General features: G+C 72.5%; 9 protein-coding genes and 2 pseudogenes. 8 read left to right on the top strand and 3 right to left on the bottom strand.

The genetic code is table 11. The features are described from left to right. Positions 1-55: 55 nt before the first annotated feature. Both C6Y14_RS00845 and C6Y14_RS00840 read right to left on the bottom strand, forming a co-directional pair. Positions 56-1,042, bottom strand: a complete 987-nt coding sequence (locus tag C6Y14_RS00845) for a patatin-like phospholipase family protein (RefSeq protein ID WP_107014475.1) — start codon at positions 1,040-1,042, stop codon at positions 56-58. 64 nt (positions 1,043-1,106) lie between these two features. After that, positions 1,107-2,816 carry a thiamine pyrophosphate-binding protein gene (locus tag C6Y14_RS00840; protein ID WP_107014474.1) on the bottom strand — a complete coding sequence of 570 codons (1,710 nt, stop codon included), beginning with the start codon at positions 2,814-2,816 and terminating at the stop codon, positions 1,107-1,109. A 356-nt stretch (positions 2,817-3,172) separates the two neighbouring features. On the opposite strand from C6Y14_RS00840, the gene C6Y14_RS00835 reads away from it, so the two are divergent. The 5 genes and pseudogenes from C6Y14_RS00835 to C6Y14_RS00815 all read left to right on the top strand — a co-directional run bounded on the left by C6Y14_RS00835 (position 3,173) and on the right by C6Y14_RS00815 (position 9,626). Then, positions 3,173-6,055 carry a helix-turn-helix transcriptional regulator gene (locus C6Y14_RS00835; protein ID WP_107014473.1) on the top strand — a complete coding sequence of 961 codons (2,883 nt, stop codon included), beginning with the start codon at positions 3,173-3,175 and terminating at the stop codon, positions 6,053-6,055. Between the two features lie 31 nt (positions 6,056-6,086). Beyond that, the gene (locus tag C6Y14_RS00830; RefSeq protein WP_107014472.1) at positions 6,087-7,052 is read left to right on the top strand and encodes an alpha/beta hydrolase; all 966 of its coding nucleotides are present in this window, start codon (positions 6,087-6,089) and stop codon (positions 7,050-7,052) included. Positions 7,053-7,125: 73 nt separating this feature from the next. After that, the gene (locus tag C6Y14_RS00825; protein WP_107014471.1) at positions 7,126-8,154 is read left to right on the top strand and encodes an AraC-like ligand-binding domain-containing protein; all 1,029 of its coding nucleotides are present in this window, start codon (positions 7,126-7,128) and stop codon (positions 8,152-8,154) included. After that, positions 8,115-9,080: pseudogene (locus tag C6Y14_RS00820) on the top strand (helix-turn-helix domain-containing protein); the annotation flags it as partial. The gene C6Y14_RS00825 and the pseudogene C6Y14_RS00820, both read left to right, overlap by 40 nt. Before the next feature lie 81 nt (positions 9,081-9,161). After that, complete coding sequence (locus tag C6Y14_RS00815) at positions 9,162-9,626, top strand: DUF5709 domain-containing protein (RefSeq protein ID WP_107015107.1); 465 nt, start codon at positions 9,162-9,164, stop codon at positions 9,624-9,626. On the opposite strand, the gene C6Y14_RS00810 is transcribed toward C6Y14_RS00815, so the two are convergent. Then, complete coding sequence (locus C6Y14_RS00810) at positions 9,601-11,274, bottom strand: MFS transporter (RefSeq protein WP_107014470.1); 1,674 nt, start codon at positions 11,272-11,274, stop codon at positions 9,601-9,603. The genes C6Y14_RS00815 and C6Y14_RS00810 overlap by 26 nt on opposite strands. Positions 11,275-11,561: 287 nt before the next feature. Here C6Y14_RS00810 and C6Y14_RS00805 point away from each other — a divergent pair, with 287 nt between their 5' ends. The 3 genes and pseudogenes from C6Y14_RS00805 to C6Y14_RS44760 form a co-directional block, all read left to right on the top strand. After that, positions 11,562-12,533 (top strand): alpha/beta hydrolase, encoded by a 972-nt coding sequence (locus C6Y14_RS00805; RefSeq protein WP_107014469.1) that lies wholly within the window; start codon positions 11,562-11,564, stop codon positions 12,531-12,533. 94 nt (positions 12,534-12,627) lie between these two features. Continuing rightward, a complete protein-coding gene (locus tag C6Y14_RS00800; RefSeq protein WP_107014468.1) occupies positions 12,628-13,350 on the top strand; it encodes an alpha/beta fold hydrolase in 723 nt (240 codons plus the stop codon). Between the two features lie 178 nt (positions 13,351-13,528). Further along, a pseudogene (locus tag C6Y14_RS44760) lies at positions 13,529-13,714 on the top strand (SAM-dependent methyltransferase); the annotation flags it as partial. Positions 13,715-13,724 lie beyond the last annotated feature (10 nt).

The following is a 13,724-nucleotide window of genomic DNA, read 5'->3' as shown; positions in this document are numbered from 1 at the left end:
TCGGTGACCGAAGAAGAGCGGAGCCGGCTCTGCACCGCGCGTTGCCCGTCGGCCGTCAATCCGGATCGGTGGGGCACCGCTTCACGTAGGCGTCTGCCGCGTGCCAGCCTCGTTGGACGGCCTCCTGGCGCTGGGCCAGATCCAGGCCGAAATCGGTCACACCGAGGGCCGGGAGGTCGACGGCGATGGTCCGCTCCCGTACCCCCGGGCGGTCCAGGTGGCTCTGGTCGTTGCCCACGACCGCGGTCGTCACGACCTGCTGCAGCAGGTGCAGCAAGGGGAACAGTTTCAGGGCCGGGAGGGAGAACAACTGGGCCATGCCCGCGGGCAGGTCGGGGAGGATGCGGACCCCGATCGTCCGCCAGCGGCTCTTCTCTCCGTCGGTGCGGTCGAAGACCTCGACGGGGAAGTTGGACAGCACCCCGCCGTCGACGATCACCGAGTCCTGGCCGGTCCCGCCGTGGGTGAGTGCGCGCGGCTGGAAGTAGAAGGGGATCGACAGCGACATCCGTACGGCGTCGGCCACCGACTGCTCCTCCGCCTTCAGGCCGTAGAGGTGGTAGTCCCAGGGCAGCCGCAGGAGCCGGCCGCGTGTGACGTCGGTGGCCATCACCACCAGCTTGTACTTCTGGTCGTCGGTCAGCCCCGCGGAATCACCGCTGTCCTCGCGCCGCAGGTCCGCGAAGGTGGTGACCTTCTTCCTCGCCAGTACGGTCCTGATCCAGTCGTGGATCCAGGCACCCTGGTACGCCCCGTGCCGACGGAGCAGCGAAACGCCTTCGCTGAGCATCGGAACGCCTGGCATCGGCCGTGGTCCGAGTCGCTCCCGGTCGGGTATCAGGCTCAGTTCCAGGTCTTCCATGACCTCGCGCAGCTCTTCGGCACCCATGCCGGCCGCCACGAAGGCCGCGGCGACGGCACCCACCGAGGTGCCCGCCACGCGCTGGAAGGTGTAACCCTCCTCCAGCAGCCGGATCACCGCACCCGCGGTGCCCAGACCTCGTACCCCGCCGCCTTCCAGAACCAGATCCGCATCGGACATGGCTCCCCCCTTCTGGTTCGGTTCTTCTCAGTCCTCCCTCGGTCCTCCAGTCCTCCTTGAGACCTCAGTCCTCCTTCAGGCGTTCCTCGACGGCCTCCACGAGACCGGCGATCACGCCGTCGGGTGAGGGGCTGTAGTGCGGAACGGCCCACCGAGTGATGTGGGCGTCGATGAGAGTGGGTCGGCCGGAGCCCAGCGCCCTGCGGAACGCGTCCTCGAACTCGTCCAGCGTGTCCACCCGGTAGCCGTCCGCACCGCACGCGCGCGCGTACGCCGTGTAGTCCGGGTTGCGGAACCCGGTCAGGCCGGACTCCCCGTGCTGGGACAGCTGGTAGAGCTTGATCAGCTTGAATTCCTCGTCGTTGAAGATGATCCAGATGACGGGGATCTCGTGCTCGACGGCGGTCATCAGCTCGAACCCGCTCATCGCGTAGCACCCGTCACCGCAGCCGACGACGACGCTCCGTCCCGGGTGTGCGAGCTGTACGCCGATGGCGCTGTTGACGGCTCCGGCCATCGGCCCGTAGGAACCGGCCTTGCGGAAGTGCTGCCCGTCCTCCAGCTCCACGTAGTAGCCGAGCCAGGCCGTGTGGGCGCCCGCGTCGCCCAGCAGGATCCCCTGGGGCGGCAGCATCCGGCCGATCGCCTGCGCGAGTTGGCCGGGGTGGAGCTTCCCGGGCAGCCGGACGATGCGCCGGGCCTCGTAGTCCTGGCCTTCGACCTCGGCCTGCGGCACCTCACCGACCCGCCGCTCCAGTGCGTCGACGAGCGCCGCCACCGCCGGACGGGCGTCGGACACGAGGGTGTGGTCGGGCTCGTACCGTTTCTCGAACTCGTGCTCGTCGATGTTCACATGGATGAGCAGCTTGTCCTCGAACAGGTCGTCGCGGAAGTCGAAGGTGGCGTGCTGGTTGAAGGAGTTCCCGACGGCCAGGACGACATCGGCCTCACGGAAGGCCTTCCAGGCGCTGGAGTGACCGCTGTCGGCGAAGACCCCCACGGCGAGCGGATGCCCTTCCGACACGATGCCCTTGCCGTCCAGCGTGGTGACCAACGGAATCTGGAACCGCTCGATCAGCCGCCTGATCTCCGGCCCGGCTCCGCTGCGTACCGCGCCGAAGCCGGCGAGCAGCACGACCTTCTTGTGCCGCCCGAGCGCGTCCGCCAGAACCGAGGCGATCTCCTCCACCCGCGCGGGGTCGGGCAGTACCGGCGCCACGTCGAGCCGCAGGGGCCGGAAGTTCTTGACCTCGGTGCCGCGTTCGTTCAGGTCGCTGGCCACATGGATGTGCACCGGTCCGGGCCGTCCGCCCAGAGCGATGTTGACGGCCTCCTCCAGGACGTCACAGGTGTCGGACGGGTCGGAGATCAGGAACGACTTCTTGGTCGTGGCCGCGAACATGGCCCGGGAGTCGGCAGTGCGGTGCACCCCCGAGGTCTCGTTGAGCGCCCCCCACCCCTCCCACTCCATCCGCGCGTAACCCGAGACGGCCAGCACCGGATAGGAGTCGGTCATCGCCACGCCCAGCCCCGATATCAGGTTGAACGCGCCAGGACCCGCCGTCGCGAAGCAGAAGCCCAGCCGGTTCGTGTACATGGCCTCACCGCAGGCCATGAAGGACGCGGCCTGCTCGTTACGGGTGATGACCGTCCGGATCCGCCGCGACTCCTCCAGCGCCAGCATCAGGGCGGCGACGCTCTCCCCGGCACCGCCGAAAGCGGTCTTCACCCCGATCCCTTCGAGCCCTTTGACGATGGCCTCGTAGACCCTCATGGCCCCTCCCCGGCTCGCCCCACCGCATGTCCGTCTTGTGATCTTCCTTACGTTCTGTCCGTTCTCGGAATCTGCAGCGTAATTGAGGACCGCGAGGCTCCACGCGTGAGAACCGGCCACTCCTCGGCAGCCCTGCTGCAGGGCGCAGAGGTTGCGCGGAGGGCTTCGCTGATCCTCCCGGCAGCCACCGACAGTCCACCGACAGTCCACCGGCACCTCAACCGGCGTCGACGCACCGCTGGCCGGTACGACCGGTCAGCGGGCCCGGTGACCAGTCATGTGACAGAAGCGGTTTCGCCCCGGTCTCGGCGACAATCCCCTGGTAAGGGAAAACGCACCGCCCCGGGAGTACGTGCATGACGGCCCACCCGCCCCAGCAGCCCACGACCGGCCACGAGGCCACCGTCCTGGGCCGGGACGGTGAGATCGAGCGGATCCTCGGTCGCGTGACGCACGGCCCCGGCACCCCTCGGACCTTGCTGCTCCTCGGCGAGGAGGGAATCGGGCGGACGACCGTGCTCCGGCACGTCAGGGAGCGGGCCGCCGCCGACGGCGTACTGGTGCTGTCCGCGCAGGGCTGGGCCGACGACCTGGCGTATCCGCGGGCTTGTCTGCGGCAGTTGCTGACACCGCCGGTGCGGAGTGAGCTGGCCGCCCTGCCCGTCGCCCAGCAACGACTGCTCACGGCCGGACCGGGAGCGGACGGCGAGGACCGGGCGGAGCTGGCCGCGGCGGTGACGGCGTTGCTGGACCGGCTCGCCGCGGCCCGGCCGGTGCTGGTGTGCGTGGACGACGCCGACCTGTGCGACCGCACCTTCCTTGAGGCGCTGTTCACCGCGGCCCGGCTGCTGCCCGGCCGCGCGCTCACCGTGCTGCTCGCCGCGCGTCACGAGGCGGACCTGCCCGGCCCGCCGCCCGGCTCCGAGACCCTGCGGCTGGGCCCGCTGAGCGACGCCCCGGCCGCAGCCCTCCTCGACCGGCAGCCGTCGGCGCCCACGGGCAGGCACCGGTTGGAGATCCTGGCGGAGGCCGAGGGCAATCCGCTGGCCCTCGTGGAACTGAGCCGCGGTGTGCCGGGGCCCACCGGAGCGACGCGGCACCCACGCGCGGAGCACGTCTTCGGCGTACGACTGGACGCGCTTGCCGTGCGGACCCGCCGGGCCCTGCTGTACGCGGCGGCCGCCGGGCCCGGTGAGACCGTCGGCGCCGTCATGGCCGCCCTGGGCACCGACGACCTGGGCGTGTGGGCGCCGGCGGAGGAGGCCGGTCTGGTCGTCCTGGTCGAGGACCGGCTCGGGTTCCGGCATCCGCTGGCGCGCTCGGCCGCGTATCTCGGGCGCCCGGCCGGCGAACGCCAGCAGGCGCACCGTGACCTCGCCAAGATCGCCGTGCTGCCCGAGGCCAGGGCCCGCCATCTGGCCGCCACCACCATGGGGCCCAACGCGTTCGTCGCCTCCCTGCTGGCGGACTCCGCCTGGCGGCGCGGGGACGCGGTATCGGCCGCCCACGCCCTGGAGCAGGCGGCCCGGCTCAGCCCGCAGCGGTCGAAACGGGTGCGCCGACTGGCCGAAGCACTGACGGCGGCGCACATGGTGGGCGATCCCGGCTGGGTACGGGAGCTGTACGGACGGCTCGTCCGGGAGTTCGCAGTTCAGCAAGCCGACGAGCAAGCCGACGAGCAAGCCGACGAGCAAGCCGACCCGCAAGCTGACCCGCAAGCCGATCCGGAACTCGATCCGGAACTCGTCTGTGCCGCGGCGGGCGCCCTGGCCTCCGTCCTCTCCCAGGAGTCCGCCCAGCGCGAGGCCTTCGAAGTGCTGGCCGACGTCGCGGAACACCTTCCGGTGATCGACCGGACCCACGCGCTCGCGCTCGCGGGCCTCGCGGCGGCCATCGCCGACCAGTCCGGTCTGCCGGAGCACACGGCGGCCCTGCCCACCCTGCTCGACCGCGCCCGGCAGGCCCCCACGTCCGCGCGATGGCATCCCGCCGCGGCCGGCCCCCTGCTCCGCCTGGACACACCGCACGCACGGCGGGCACTGGAAGCACTGGTCACAGTGGTTGCCCGGCCGGAGTCCGCCACCGGCTCGCACTCCGGCCTCGGCCGGCCGCGCGGCGCCCGGCCCGCCGGACCGGATACGCCACCGGCCGGACCGGACGGGCCGGCCACCCGGACGGTCCTCGCGTCCGTGGCCCGCCACGCGGACGAGGCGGACGTGGACCTGGGGCAGTCGCGGACGGCCGACGACCGGCTGCGGGCCGCCCGAGCCTTCGGACTGCGCGGCTGGTCGGTCCTCCCTCTCGTCGACACCCTCCTGGCCATCGGGCGGTTCCCGGAAGCCGAAACCGTCATCCAGGACGCCCTGACCGAGGCCGAAGTACTGCGCCTGCCCCGCCTCCAGGCCGATCTGGAAGCACAGGCACTCACCGTCCGGGCACTGCGCGGAACCCTCACGGAGGCGCCCCGGCTCACCCCCGCCGTCTGGCGTGCCGTCTGCCTGGACGAGAACCGGGCCACGCACGCCCGTCTGCTGCGCGCCCGCGGACTCGCCGCCCTCTCCCAGGGAGACGCGGAAGGAGCCTGGCAGCATCTGCGTGAACTGTTCACCGCCGACGGAACGCCTCTGCACCCCCACCTGTCCGCGCGGAGCATCGCCGAACTCGCGGTCGCCGCCCAGCGGGCCGGGCGGTCCGCCGAGGCACTGCCGATCCTGGAGCGGGTCCGTACCGAACAGGGGGAGCGCCCGAGCACCAGGATGACGCTGCTCCTGCACCACGCCGCCGCCATGGTCGGCCCGCACGGTGAGGCCGAGGAGCACTTCCAGCTCGCGCTCGTCAATCACGGAGCCGGGCGGTGGCCGTGGGAACGCGGCCACGTCCGCCTCGACTACGCCATCCGCCTGCGCCGCCGACGCCGGACCCTGGAGGCACGCCGACAGCTGACCACGGTCCTGGAGACAGCCGAACGCCTCGGCGCCGGCCCCCTCGCAGCCGCCGCCCGCATCGAGCTGCGCGCCAGCGGCGCCGCACCGGCCCCCACGGGCGTGGGTCCGCTGGAGGCGCTGACGGCACAGCAGCGGCAGATCGTCCAGTTCGCCGCGAGCGGTCTGTCGAACCGGGAGATCGGGGAGCGGCTCTTCCTCTCGCCGCGCACCGTAGGCTCGCATCTGTACAACGTGTATCCCAAGCTCGGCATCAGCAGCCGTCACCAGCTCCGTGACCTGGTACAGGACCGGTGAGAGCGGCGACAGAACGGTCCAAGGAGAGCGCATGAGACCCGGAGAACCGGGGGCGGCGGTGACCCTCGACCCCGTGGTGCAGCGCCTGCTCACCGCCTCCGCCACCCCGCCCTCCCTCGACGACCTCGGCCCGGACACGGCACGGCGCGCCCTGCGCGAGACCCAGGCCGACCGGTTCGAGGACTTCGACGTGGACGCGGTCTTCCGCGTTGCACCGGTCGGCCCGTCCGGGCTGCTCGGCTTCTGGACCGTCCGCCCGGCCGGGGTGTCCGGTCCGCTGCCGGCTCTCCTGTATCTGCACGGCGGCCGATGGGCGCTCGGCGACGCGCAGACCCACGCCCGTCTCATCAGCGAACTCGTGACCGGTTCGGGGATGTGTGCCGTGGTCCCGGAGTACAGCCGTGCCCCCGAGGCCCGCTACCCGGTGGCCCTTGAGGAGTGCTACTCCCTGTTGACCTGGGCGGTCTCCCAGGCCGGCGAACTCGCCCTCGACCCGGACCGGCTGGCGGTGGCGGGGGACTGCGGCGGGGCCACGCTTGCCGCCGCCGTCACCATGCTGGCCAAGCACCGGAACGGTCCGCGGATCGGCGCGCAGTTGCTCTACTACCCGCTCACCGACGCCCGCTGCGCCAGCGCCTCCCAACGGCAGTTCGCCTCCGGTTACCTCCTCACCCGCCAGGCGCTGCGCGCCTACTGGGCGCGGTACGTCGCCGACCCCGCGCGGCGGAGCGAGCCCACCGCCGCACCGCTGCGGGCGAGCAGGGAGGAACTGGCGGGGCTGCCGCCCGCACTGGTCGTCACCGCCGAGGCCGACGTGGCCCGCGACGAGGGCGAGCAGTACGCGCGCCGGCTGTCCGAGGCCGGGGTCGAGGCGGCGTCCGTACGGTTCCTCGGGACGATCCACGACTTCGTGGCGCTGCACGCCCTGGCCGACAGCGAGCCCACCCGGGCGGCCGTCCTGACGGGCTGCGCCTTCCTGCGTACGCGCTCGAAATGATCACCATCGTGACGGCCCGAGAGCAGTCGGCCGACTGATGCGTGGGCCGGTACCGCCGCGCCATGCTGACGGTATGCCAACCGCGATCGACTCCCACGAGGAGAGACGTCCGCGCCCGGCCGTACCGGCCAGCGGCCGGAGCACCGTGCTGACCACCCGCTCGGTCGCGCCGAGCGAGAGCCTGGACTACTGGCACGACGCCGTGCTCGACACCCTGGTGGGGATGGACATCACCACCGAAGGCCGCACCTACGACGCCACCATGCGGACGGACCACCTGGGAAACCTGCAGATCACCACGGTGGAGTGCGACCCCGGCCACGTCCGCCGGACGCCGAGCTCCATCGCCCGCGGCGACGGGCGGCAGGTGTTCGTGGCCGTTCAGGGCACCGGCCGGGCCCAGGTCGAACAGGACGGCCGCACCACCGAACTGCGGACCGGGGACATCGGGTTCTTCGAGACCGTCCGCCCCTTCCACACCGTCTACCCGGAGCGCTTCCGGATGAAGATCTTCGCGGTTCCGCGCGCTGTGCTGCAGCTCCCCGACGCCGGCCTGCGGCAGCTCACCGGCCGCTCGATACGCCCGAGCGGCGGGCTCCCCGCCCTGCTCGGGCCGATGCTGGACCGGCTGGCGGACACCGCCGCGTCGTACGAGACGCCCACGGGCGACCGGCTGGCCGAGAGCGTCGTCGACCTGATGGCGGCGACCGCGGCGGACCAGCTGGGGGCGGATCCCGTCGAACTGCCGGGCGCCGACGGCGTCCTGCTGCTGCGCGTCCGGACGTACATCCGCTGGCACCTGTCGGACCCCGGGCTGACCCCGTCCGTCATCGCCGGGGCGCACGGCATCTCGGTCCGCTGTCTGCACCGGCTGTTCGAGGCCGAGGACAGCACCGTGAGCCGGTGGATCCGCGAGCAGCGACTGCAGGAGTGCCGCAAGGAGCTCGCCGCCCGGCCACCGGGCTCCGTCACCCTGGGCCAGGTCGCCCGCCGCTGGGGATTCACGGGCCCGGCCGGGCTCGGCAAGGCCTTCCGCAACTCCTTCGGGCTGTCACCGTCCGAATGGCGGGACCGGGTATGGGAGGGAGCGGCGTCTTGCTGACCGGCCACGCCCCCTGGGCGTCCTGCTCCACCCGGGACCTGCTGCCCGGCGACCGTCTCCCCTCCTGGCAGCGCGCCCTCTCGCGGACCTTCGTCGACGTCGAGGTCACCGTCGAGCAGGACCGTCCGTGGGACGGCGAACTGACCGCCGACCGGCTGGGTGTACTGCAGATCGCCACCCAGGAGTTCGGCCCCGGAACCGTGCTGCGCGGGGCCCGCTCGGTGGCCGCCGACCCGCGGACCCACCTCCTGGTCCGCCGCCAGCTGGAGGGCACCGCCCGGCTGCTCCAGGACGGCCGCACCGCCGAACTCCGCCCCGGCGACCTGGCCTTCCTCGACGCCCGGCGGCCCTTTCGGATCGTGCTCCCCGAGCGGCAGCGGGCACGGATCCTCATGGTGCCCCGGGCTCTGCTGCGCCTGGAGGAACGGCAACTGCGGGCCCTCACGGCCACGGTGGTGGACGAGAGGGCGGAGGGCGCGGCCGGCCTGCTGCTGCCGCTGCTCGACGGACTCGTCGACGAGGTCGCGCGGGCCGGGTCCGCCCGGCGTGAGCAACTCGCCCGTACCGTCGTGGACATCCTGGCGACCGTCGCCCTCGAACAGGCCGGCCGACCGCCCGAACCGGCGGACCTGTGGGAACGGATCACCGCCTCCGTCCGCACCCGGCTGGGCGAACCCGGCCTCGGCCCGCGGACCATCGCCGACCGGCACGGCATCTCGCTGCGCTATCTGCACCAGCTCTTCCAGCGGCACGACACCACCGTGGGCGCCTGGATTCGTACCCGGCGACTGGAAGCGGCCCACGAGGAACTCGTCCACCCGGCGGCGGCCCACCGCCCCGTGTCCGAGGTGGCCGCCCGCTGGGGTTTCACCAGCCCCTCCCACTTCAGCCGGGCGTTCCGCGACCTGTACGGGATGTCGCCGGCGCAGTGGCGCAGGGCCATGACCTCTACCCTTCCGGTCGACGGCCGGATCGAACCGAACGACCCCGACAACGATGGAGCGCACATGACTGACGAGACGATGGGTGACGACGTCTACCAGCCGGACGGTTCGGAGGTGCAGGACGACGCGGGCGTCCTGGACGCCTCGGACACGCTGGACTACCGGGCCGGCACGGAAGCCCTGGACGAGGGCTACTCGCCGCCGGAGCGGCCCTGGGCCGTGGAGCACACGGGTGTGACGGCGGCGGAGGCGCAGCGCGGGGAGACCCTCGACGAGCGTCTGGCAGAGGTGGTGCCGGACATCGGCGTTCCGGAGGGCGACGACCTCGGCGACGCCTCGGACACGGACGGCGAACTCCTCGACGACGAGGTCGGCGACGTCCGTGCCGGCCGGCTCCTCGCGCCGGACGAGGGCACGCACGAGGTCACCGAGTCCGACCTGTTCGCCTCCGACCGCGGCCTGGACGGGGCCGGGGCCTCGGCGGAGGAGGCCGCGATGCACGTCATCCCGGAATCCGAGGGCTTCTGACCTTCCCGTCCTTGATCTCCGCGCTCGGGGACGGGGGCCCTACCGCGGGCCCCGCCGACGTGTCGAAGGCGTGTGTCACCTCGGGCGTGCTGCCCGGGGTGAGCAGCGCCCGGGCCTCCTCCTCGAACCGGCGGTCGGTGGCCGTCAGCCGGACGTGGTGCTGGTCCAGGTGCTCGGCCCAGGAGGAGACCAGGTAGTTCTCGATGAACCGCTCCGGGGCGTGGCCGTCCTGGTAGAGGCCCCAGGACATTGCTCCGGTACGGCGCCGGGAGCGGGCCACGCGGTGCATCCGGTCCGTGAACCCGGCCCAGTTCGCCGCCTGGACCCGGTAGACGACGGAGACCAGGACCGGTCCTGTCGGGCCGTCCGCTTCCCCGGGCGCGAACACCAAGGGAGGGGCCGGCCAGTGGTCGGACGGCGCGGGGTTGATGCCTTCGGCGTCACGCAGCGGCCACCGCCGTACGCTCGCCGCGCTCAGCAGCATCGCGGCACCCGCGATCAGCAGACAGGCGCTCAGCCCCAGCCAGTCGGCGACCGTGCCCCACAGGGGTGCGGCCAGCGCCTGCCCGCCCTGGAAGACCAGGAGGTACACGGAGAGGCCGCGGGCCCTCACCCAGCCGGGGAGCCGGGTCTGTACGGCCGCGTTGAGCGTGGACAGGACGGCGATCCAGGCGAGGCCCGCGGGCAGCAGGGCGAGCGCCACCAGCCACGGGGTGTGGACGGTGGCCAGTACCGCGAGAACTCCCGCGAACAGCAGGGCGCCGGCCGTGAGGGTGCCGTTGGCGCCCAGCAGACGATGGGCCCGGGGCAGCAGGAAGGCTCCGCCCACCGCGCCGACGCCCACCGCCGCGAGGAGCAGTCCGTACCCGCCGGAGCCGAGGCCGAGCGAGCGGCTCGCGGTCAGCGGCAGCAGGGCCCACAGGGCGGCGCCGCCGGGGATGAACAACAGCGTGCGCAGCAGGACGCGGCGGACGCCGGGTGCGTTCCAGACGTAGCGGCGGCCGGCGTACAGGGCGGCCAGCAGCCCTTCGTTCGTGGCGGGCGGTGCGGTCGTCGTGGCGGGGCGCCGCCACAGCAGCAGGACGGTGGCGATGCCCAGATAGGACGCGGCGTTGAAGGCGAAGACCCAGCCCGCGCCCGCCGCCGCGACCACCGCCCCGCCGAGCGCGGGGCCGACGGCGCGGGCCAGGTTCATGTTCACCGCGCCGAGCGCCGCCGCCTGACCGAGCCGCTCCCGCTCCACCAGCTCGGGCTGGATCGCCTGCCAGGCCGGGCCCATCAGCGCGGTGCCGCAGCCCAGCAGGAACGTCAGCAGCAGCAACACCGTCGGCGACAGGGCGTCCAGGAACGCGAGTACGGCCAGCGCCCCGGACACCGCCAGCATCGCGAACTGCGCGGTCACCAGCACCGTACGCCGGTCGAAACGGTCGGCGATCACCCCGGAGGGCAGCGCCAGCAGTACGACGGGCAGGCTGGCGGCCGTCTGCACCAGTGTCATCAGCGCGGCGCTGTCCCCGACGAGGAGCCACTGGGCGCCCACCGTCTGCATCCAGGTGCCGATGTTGGAGACCAGCTGGGCGATCCACAGCGCCCGGAAGACACGTGCCGCGAGCGGCGCCCAGGGGGAGTCGGTGGTGGTGGCGTTCATGGTGCTCCCGAGTGGGTCCGGTCCGGGCGGGGATGTCACCCGCCGAGCCGCCACGTTAGGACCGGTACGAGCCGCGGGGTGTCCCGTGCGTGCACTGGCACCGGCCCCACAGCGCACTGACACCGGGCCCGCAGCGCGCCGCGATCTCACCCGCCATCGCACCCGCACTCCGGGGACGACAGGAGTGCACTCGGGGACAACTTCCTGGCGCACGGCACTTCTACGGTGGCCTCAAGGGCACCGGACCGACCGGGGTGCCCACGCAGTCCCAGTCCCAGGAGATACGCATGTCCGAAGCCTTCACGCCCGTCGAGCCCGTGCTCGAACCCGCCGCCGCGGCCTTCGCCGAGGCCACCGCCAACCCGCCCTACCTCTTCGACCTCGCCCCCGCGGACGGCCGCAAGGCCGTCGACGAGGTGCAGTCCGGCGAGATCGCCAAGCCGGCGGTCGACGAGGAGTGGATCACGGTGTCGGGCGGCCCCACGGGCACCGTCCGGGCACGCATCGTGAAGCCCGCCGGCGCCACGGGCCCCCTGCCGGTCATCATCTACATCCACGGCGCAGGCTGGGTCTTCGGCAACGCCCACACCCACGACCGCCTGGTGCGCGAACTGGCCGTCGGCGCCGACGCCGCGGTCGTCTTCCCCGAGTACGACCTCTCGCCCGAGGCGCGCTACCCCGTCGCCATCGAGCAGAACTGGACCGTGGCGCGCTGGGTCGTGGAGCAGGGCGCGACCAAGGACCTGGACGCCACCCGGATCGCGGTGGCCGGTGACTCGGTCGGCGGCAACATGGCCGCCGCCCTCACCCTGATGGCGAAGGAGCGCGGCGGCGTCCCGCTGCTCCAGCAGGTCCTGTTCTACCCGGTCACGGACGCCGCGTTCGACACCAACTCCTACCACCAGTTCGCCACCGGCTACTTCCTGCGCCGTGACGGCATGCAGTGGTTCTGGGACCAGTACACGACCGACGAGGCCGAGCGCGCCCAGATCACCGCTTCCCCGCTGCGCGCCACCACGGAGCAGCTCACGGGTCTGCCCACGGCCCTGGTCATCACCGGTGAGGCCGACGTCCTGCGCGACGAGGGCGAGGCCTACGCCAACAAGCTGCGCGAGGCGGGCGTCCCGGTCACCGCGGTCCGCTTCCAGGGTGTCATCCACGACTTCGTGATGCTCAACGCCCTGCGTGAGACGCACGCCGCCGACGCGGCCATCTCCCTGGCCGTACGCACGCTGCACGCGGCCCTGTACGCGGGCTGAGCCGGGCGAGGCCGTCACCCGCACGAACCGGACGCGCACGACGGCCGCCCACGCCACAGGCGTCTCGGACCGCACACAACCGACAAGGAACTCCATGACAGACTCCACGCCCACCGTCGTCCTGGTGCACGGCGCCTTCGCCGACGCGTCCAGCTTCGCCCGGGTCGTACCCGAGCTGCTGGCCGACGGCCTGAAGGTGCTCGCCCCGGCCGTACCCAACCGCAGCCTGACCGGCGACGCCGCGTACATCGCCTCGGTCGTACGTGCCATCCCCGGCCCCGTCGTCCTGGTGGGGCACTCCTACGGCGGTGCCGTCATCACCGTCGCGGGCGTCGAGGACAACGTGAAGGCCCTGGTCTTCCTGGCCGGTTACGTCCTGGAGGAGGGCGAGAGCCTCGGCGAGCTGCAGGGTCGCTTCCCCGACTCCGACCTCGCCTCGGCGCTGGTCTACACGCCCTTCCCGGTCGAGGGTTCGGACGAGCCCGGCACGGACGTCACCGTCGAGACCGACAAGTTCCCCGCCATCTTCGCCGCCGACGTGGACCAGGACCTGGCCCGGGTGCTCGCCGTCTCCCAGCGTCCGCTGGCCGGCGCCGCCTTCGCCGAAGCGGCCCCGGCCGCGGCCTGGAAGACCAAGCCGTCCTGGGGCCTCGTGTCGTCCTCGGACCACACCATCAACCCCGACGTGGAGCGCTTCGGCTACGAGCGCGCCGGCATGACCACGACCGAGGTCGACTCGTCCCACCTGGTCATGCTCGCGCACCCCAAGAAGGTCGCGGACCTCATCCGTGAGGCGGTCCGGAGCGTCTCCTCCTGACCGGACTGCTTCGTGGCGGGCGAGAGGGCGTTCGATCCAGGAGACACAGGCGGATTCTCCCGGATCAAGCCCCTCTCAAGCAGGTCGTCGATGCACGGCGTCGGTCGCGATGCGGCCCGGTTCACGCTCGTCGGCGAGATAGTCGGAGACCGCAGTCGCTGTTTCGGGGAGGATCGCGATGCCGCCCCGGGCCCGGCCTGCCGCAACCGAGGTCCGGCGGACGGCCGAGTCGTTCGGCGTGGACGCGCGGCGCTACGACCAGGCCAGTCCCGGCCACCCCGCTGCCTTGGTGACGCGGATCGTCGCTGCGGGCCCCGGGCTCGACGTCGGCTGCGGCACGGGCATCGCAGCCCGCCAGTTCGAAAAGCCTGCCC

Origin of the sequence: Streptomyces dioscori (assembly GCF_003024195.1) — a bacterium.
GTDB classification, from domain to species: Bacteria; Actinomycetota; Actinomycetes; order Streptomycetales; family Streptomycetaceae; genus Streptomyces; species Streptomyces dioscori.
Note: the sequence above shows the minus strand (reverse complement) of the source record. Positions and strands in the feature narration are given on the sequence as shown.

Excerpts from the sequence above, each read along its gene's own strand:
- C6Y14_RS00845 (WP_107014475.1), bottom strand. The coding sequence starts at position 1,042 with ATGTCCGATGCGGATCTGGTTCTGGAAGGCGGCGGGGTACGAGGTCTG.
- C6Y14_RS00840 (WP_107014474.1), bottom strand. The coding sequence starts at position 2,816 with ATGAGGGTCTACGAGGCCATCGTCAAAGGGCTCGAAGGGATCGGGGTG.
- C6Y14_RS00835 (WP_107014473.1), top strand. The coding sequence starts at position 3,173 with ATGACGGCCCACCCGCCCCAGCAGCCCACGACCGGCCACGAGGCCACC.
- C6Y14_RS00830 (WP_107014472.1), top strand. The coding sequence starts at position 6,087 with ATGAGACCCGGAGAACCGGGGGCGGCGGTGACCCTCGACCCCGTGGTG.
- C6Y14_RS00825 (WP_107014471.1), top strand. The coding sequence starts at position 7,126 with ATGCCAACCGCGATCGACTCCCACGAGGAGAGACGTCCGCGCCCGGCC.
- C6Y14_RS00815 (WP_107015107.1), top strand. The coding sequence starts at position 9,162 with ATGACTGACGAGACGATGGGTGACGACGTCTACCAGCCGGACGGTTCG.
- C6Y14_RS00810 (WP_107014470.1), bottom strand. The coding sequence starts at position 11,274 with ATGAACGCCACCACCACCGACTCCCCCTGGGCGCCGCTCGCGGCACGT.
- C6Y14_RS00805 (WP_107014469.1), top strand. The coding sequence starts at position 11,562 with ATGTCCGAAGCCTTCACGCCCGTCGAGCCCGTGCTCGAACCCGCCGCC.
- C6Y14_RS00800 (WP_107014468.1), top strand. The coding sequence starts at position 12,628 with ATGACAGACTCCACGCCCACCGTCGTCCTGGTGCACGGCGCCTTCGCC.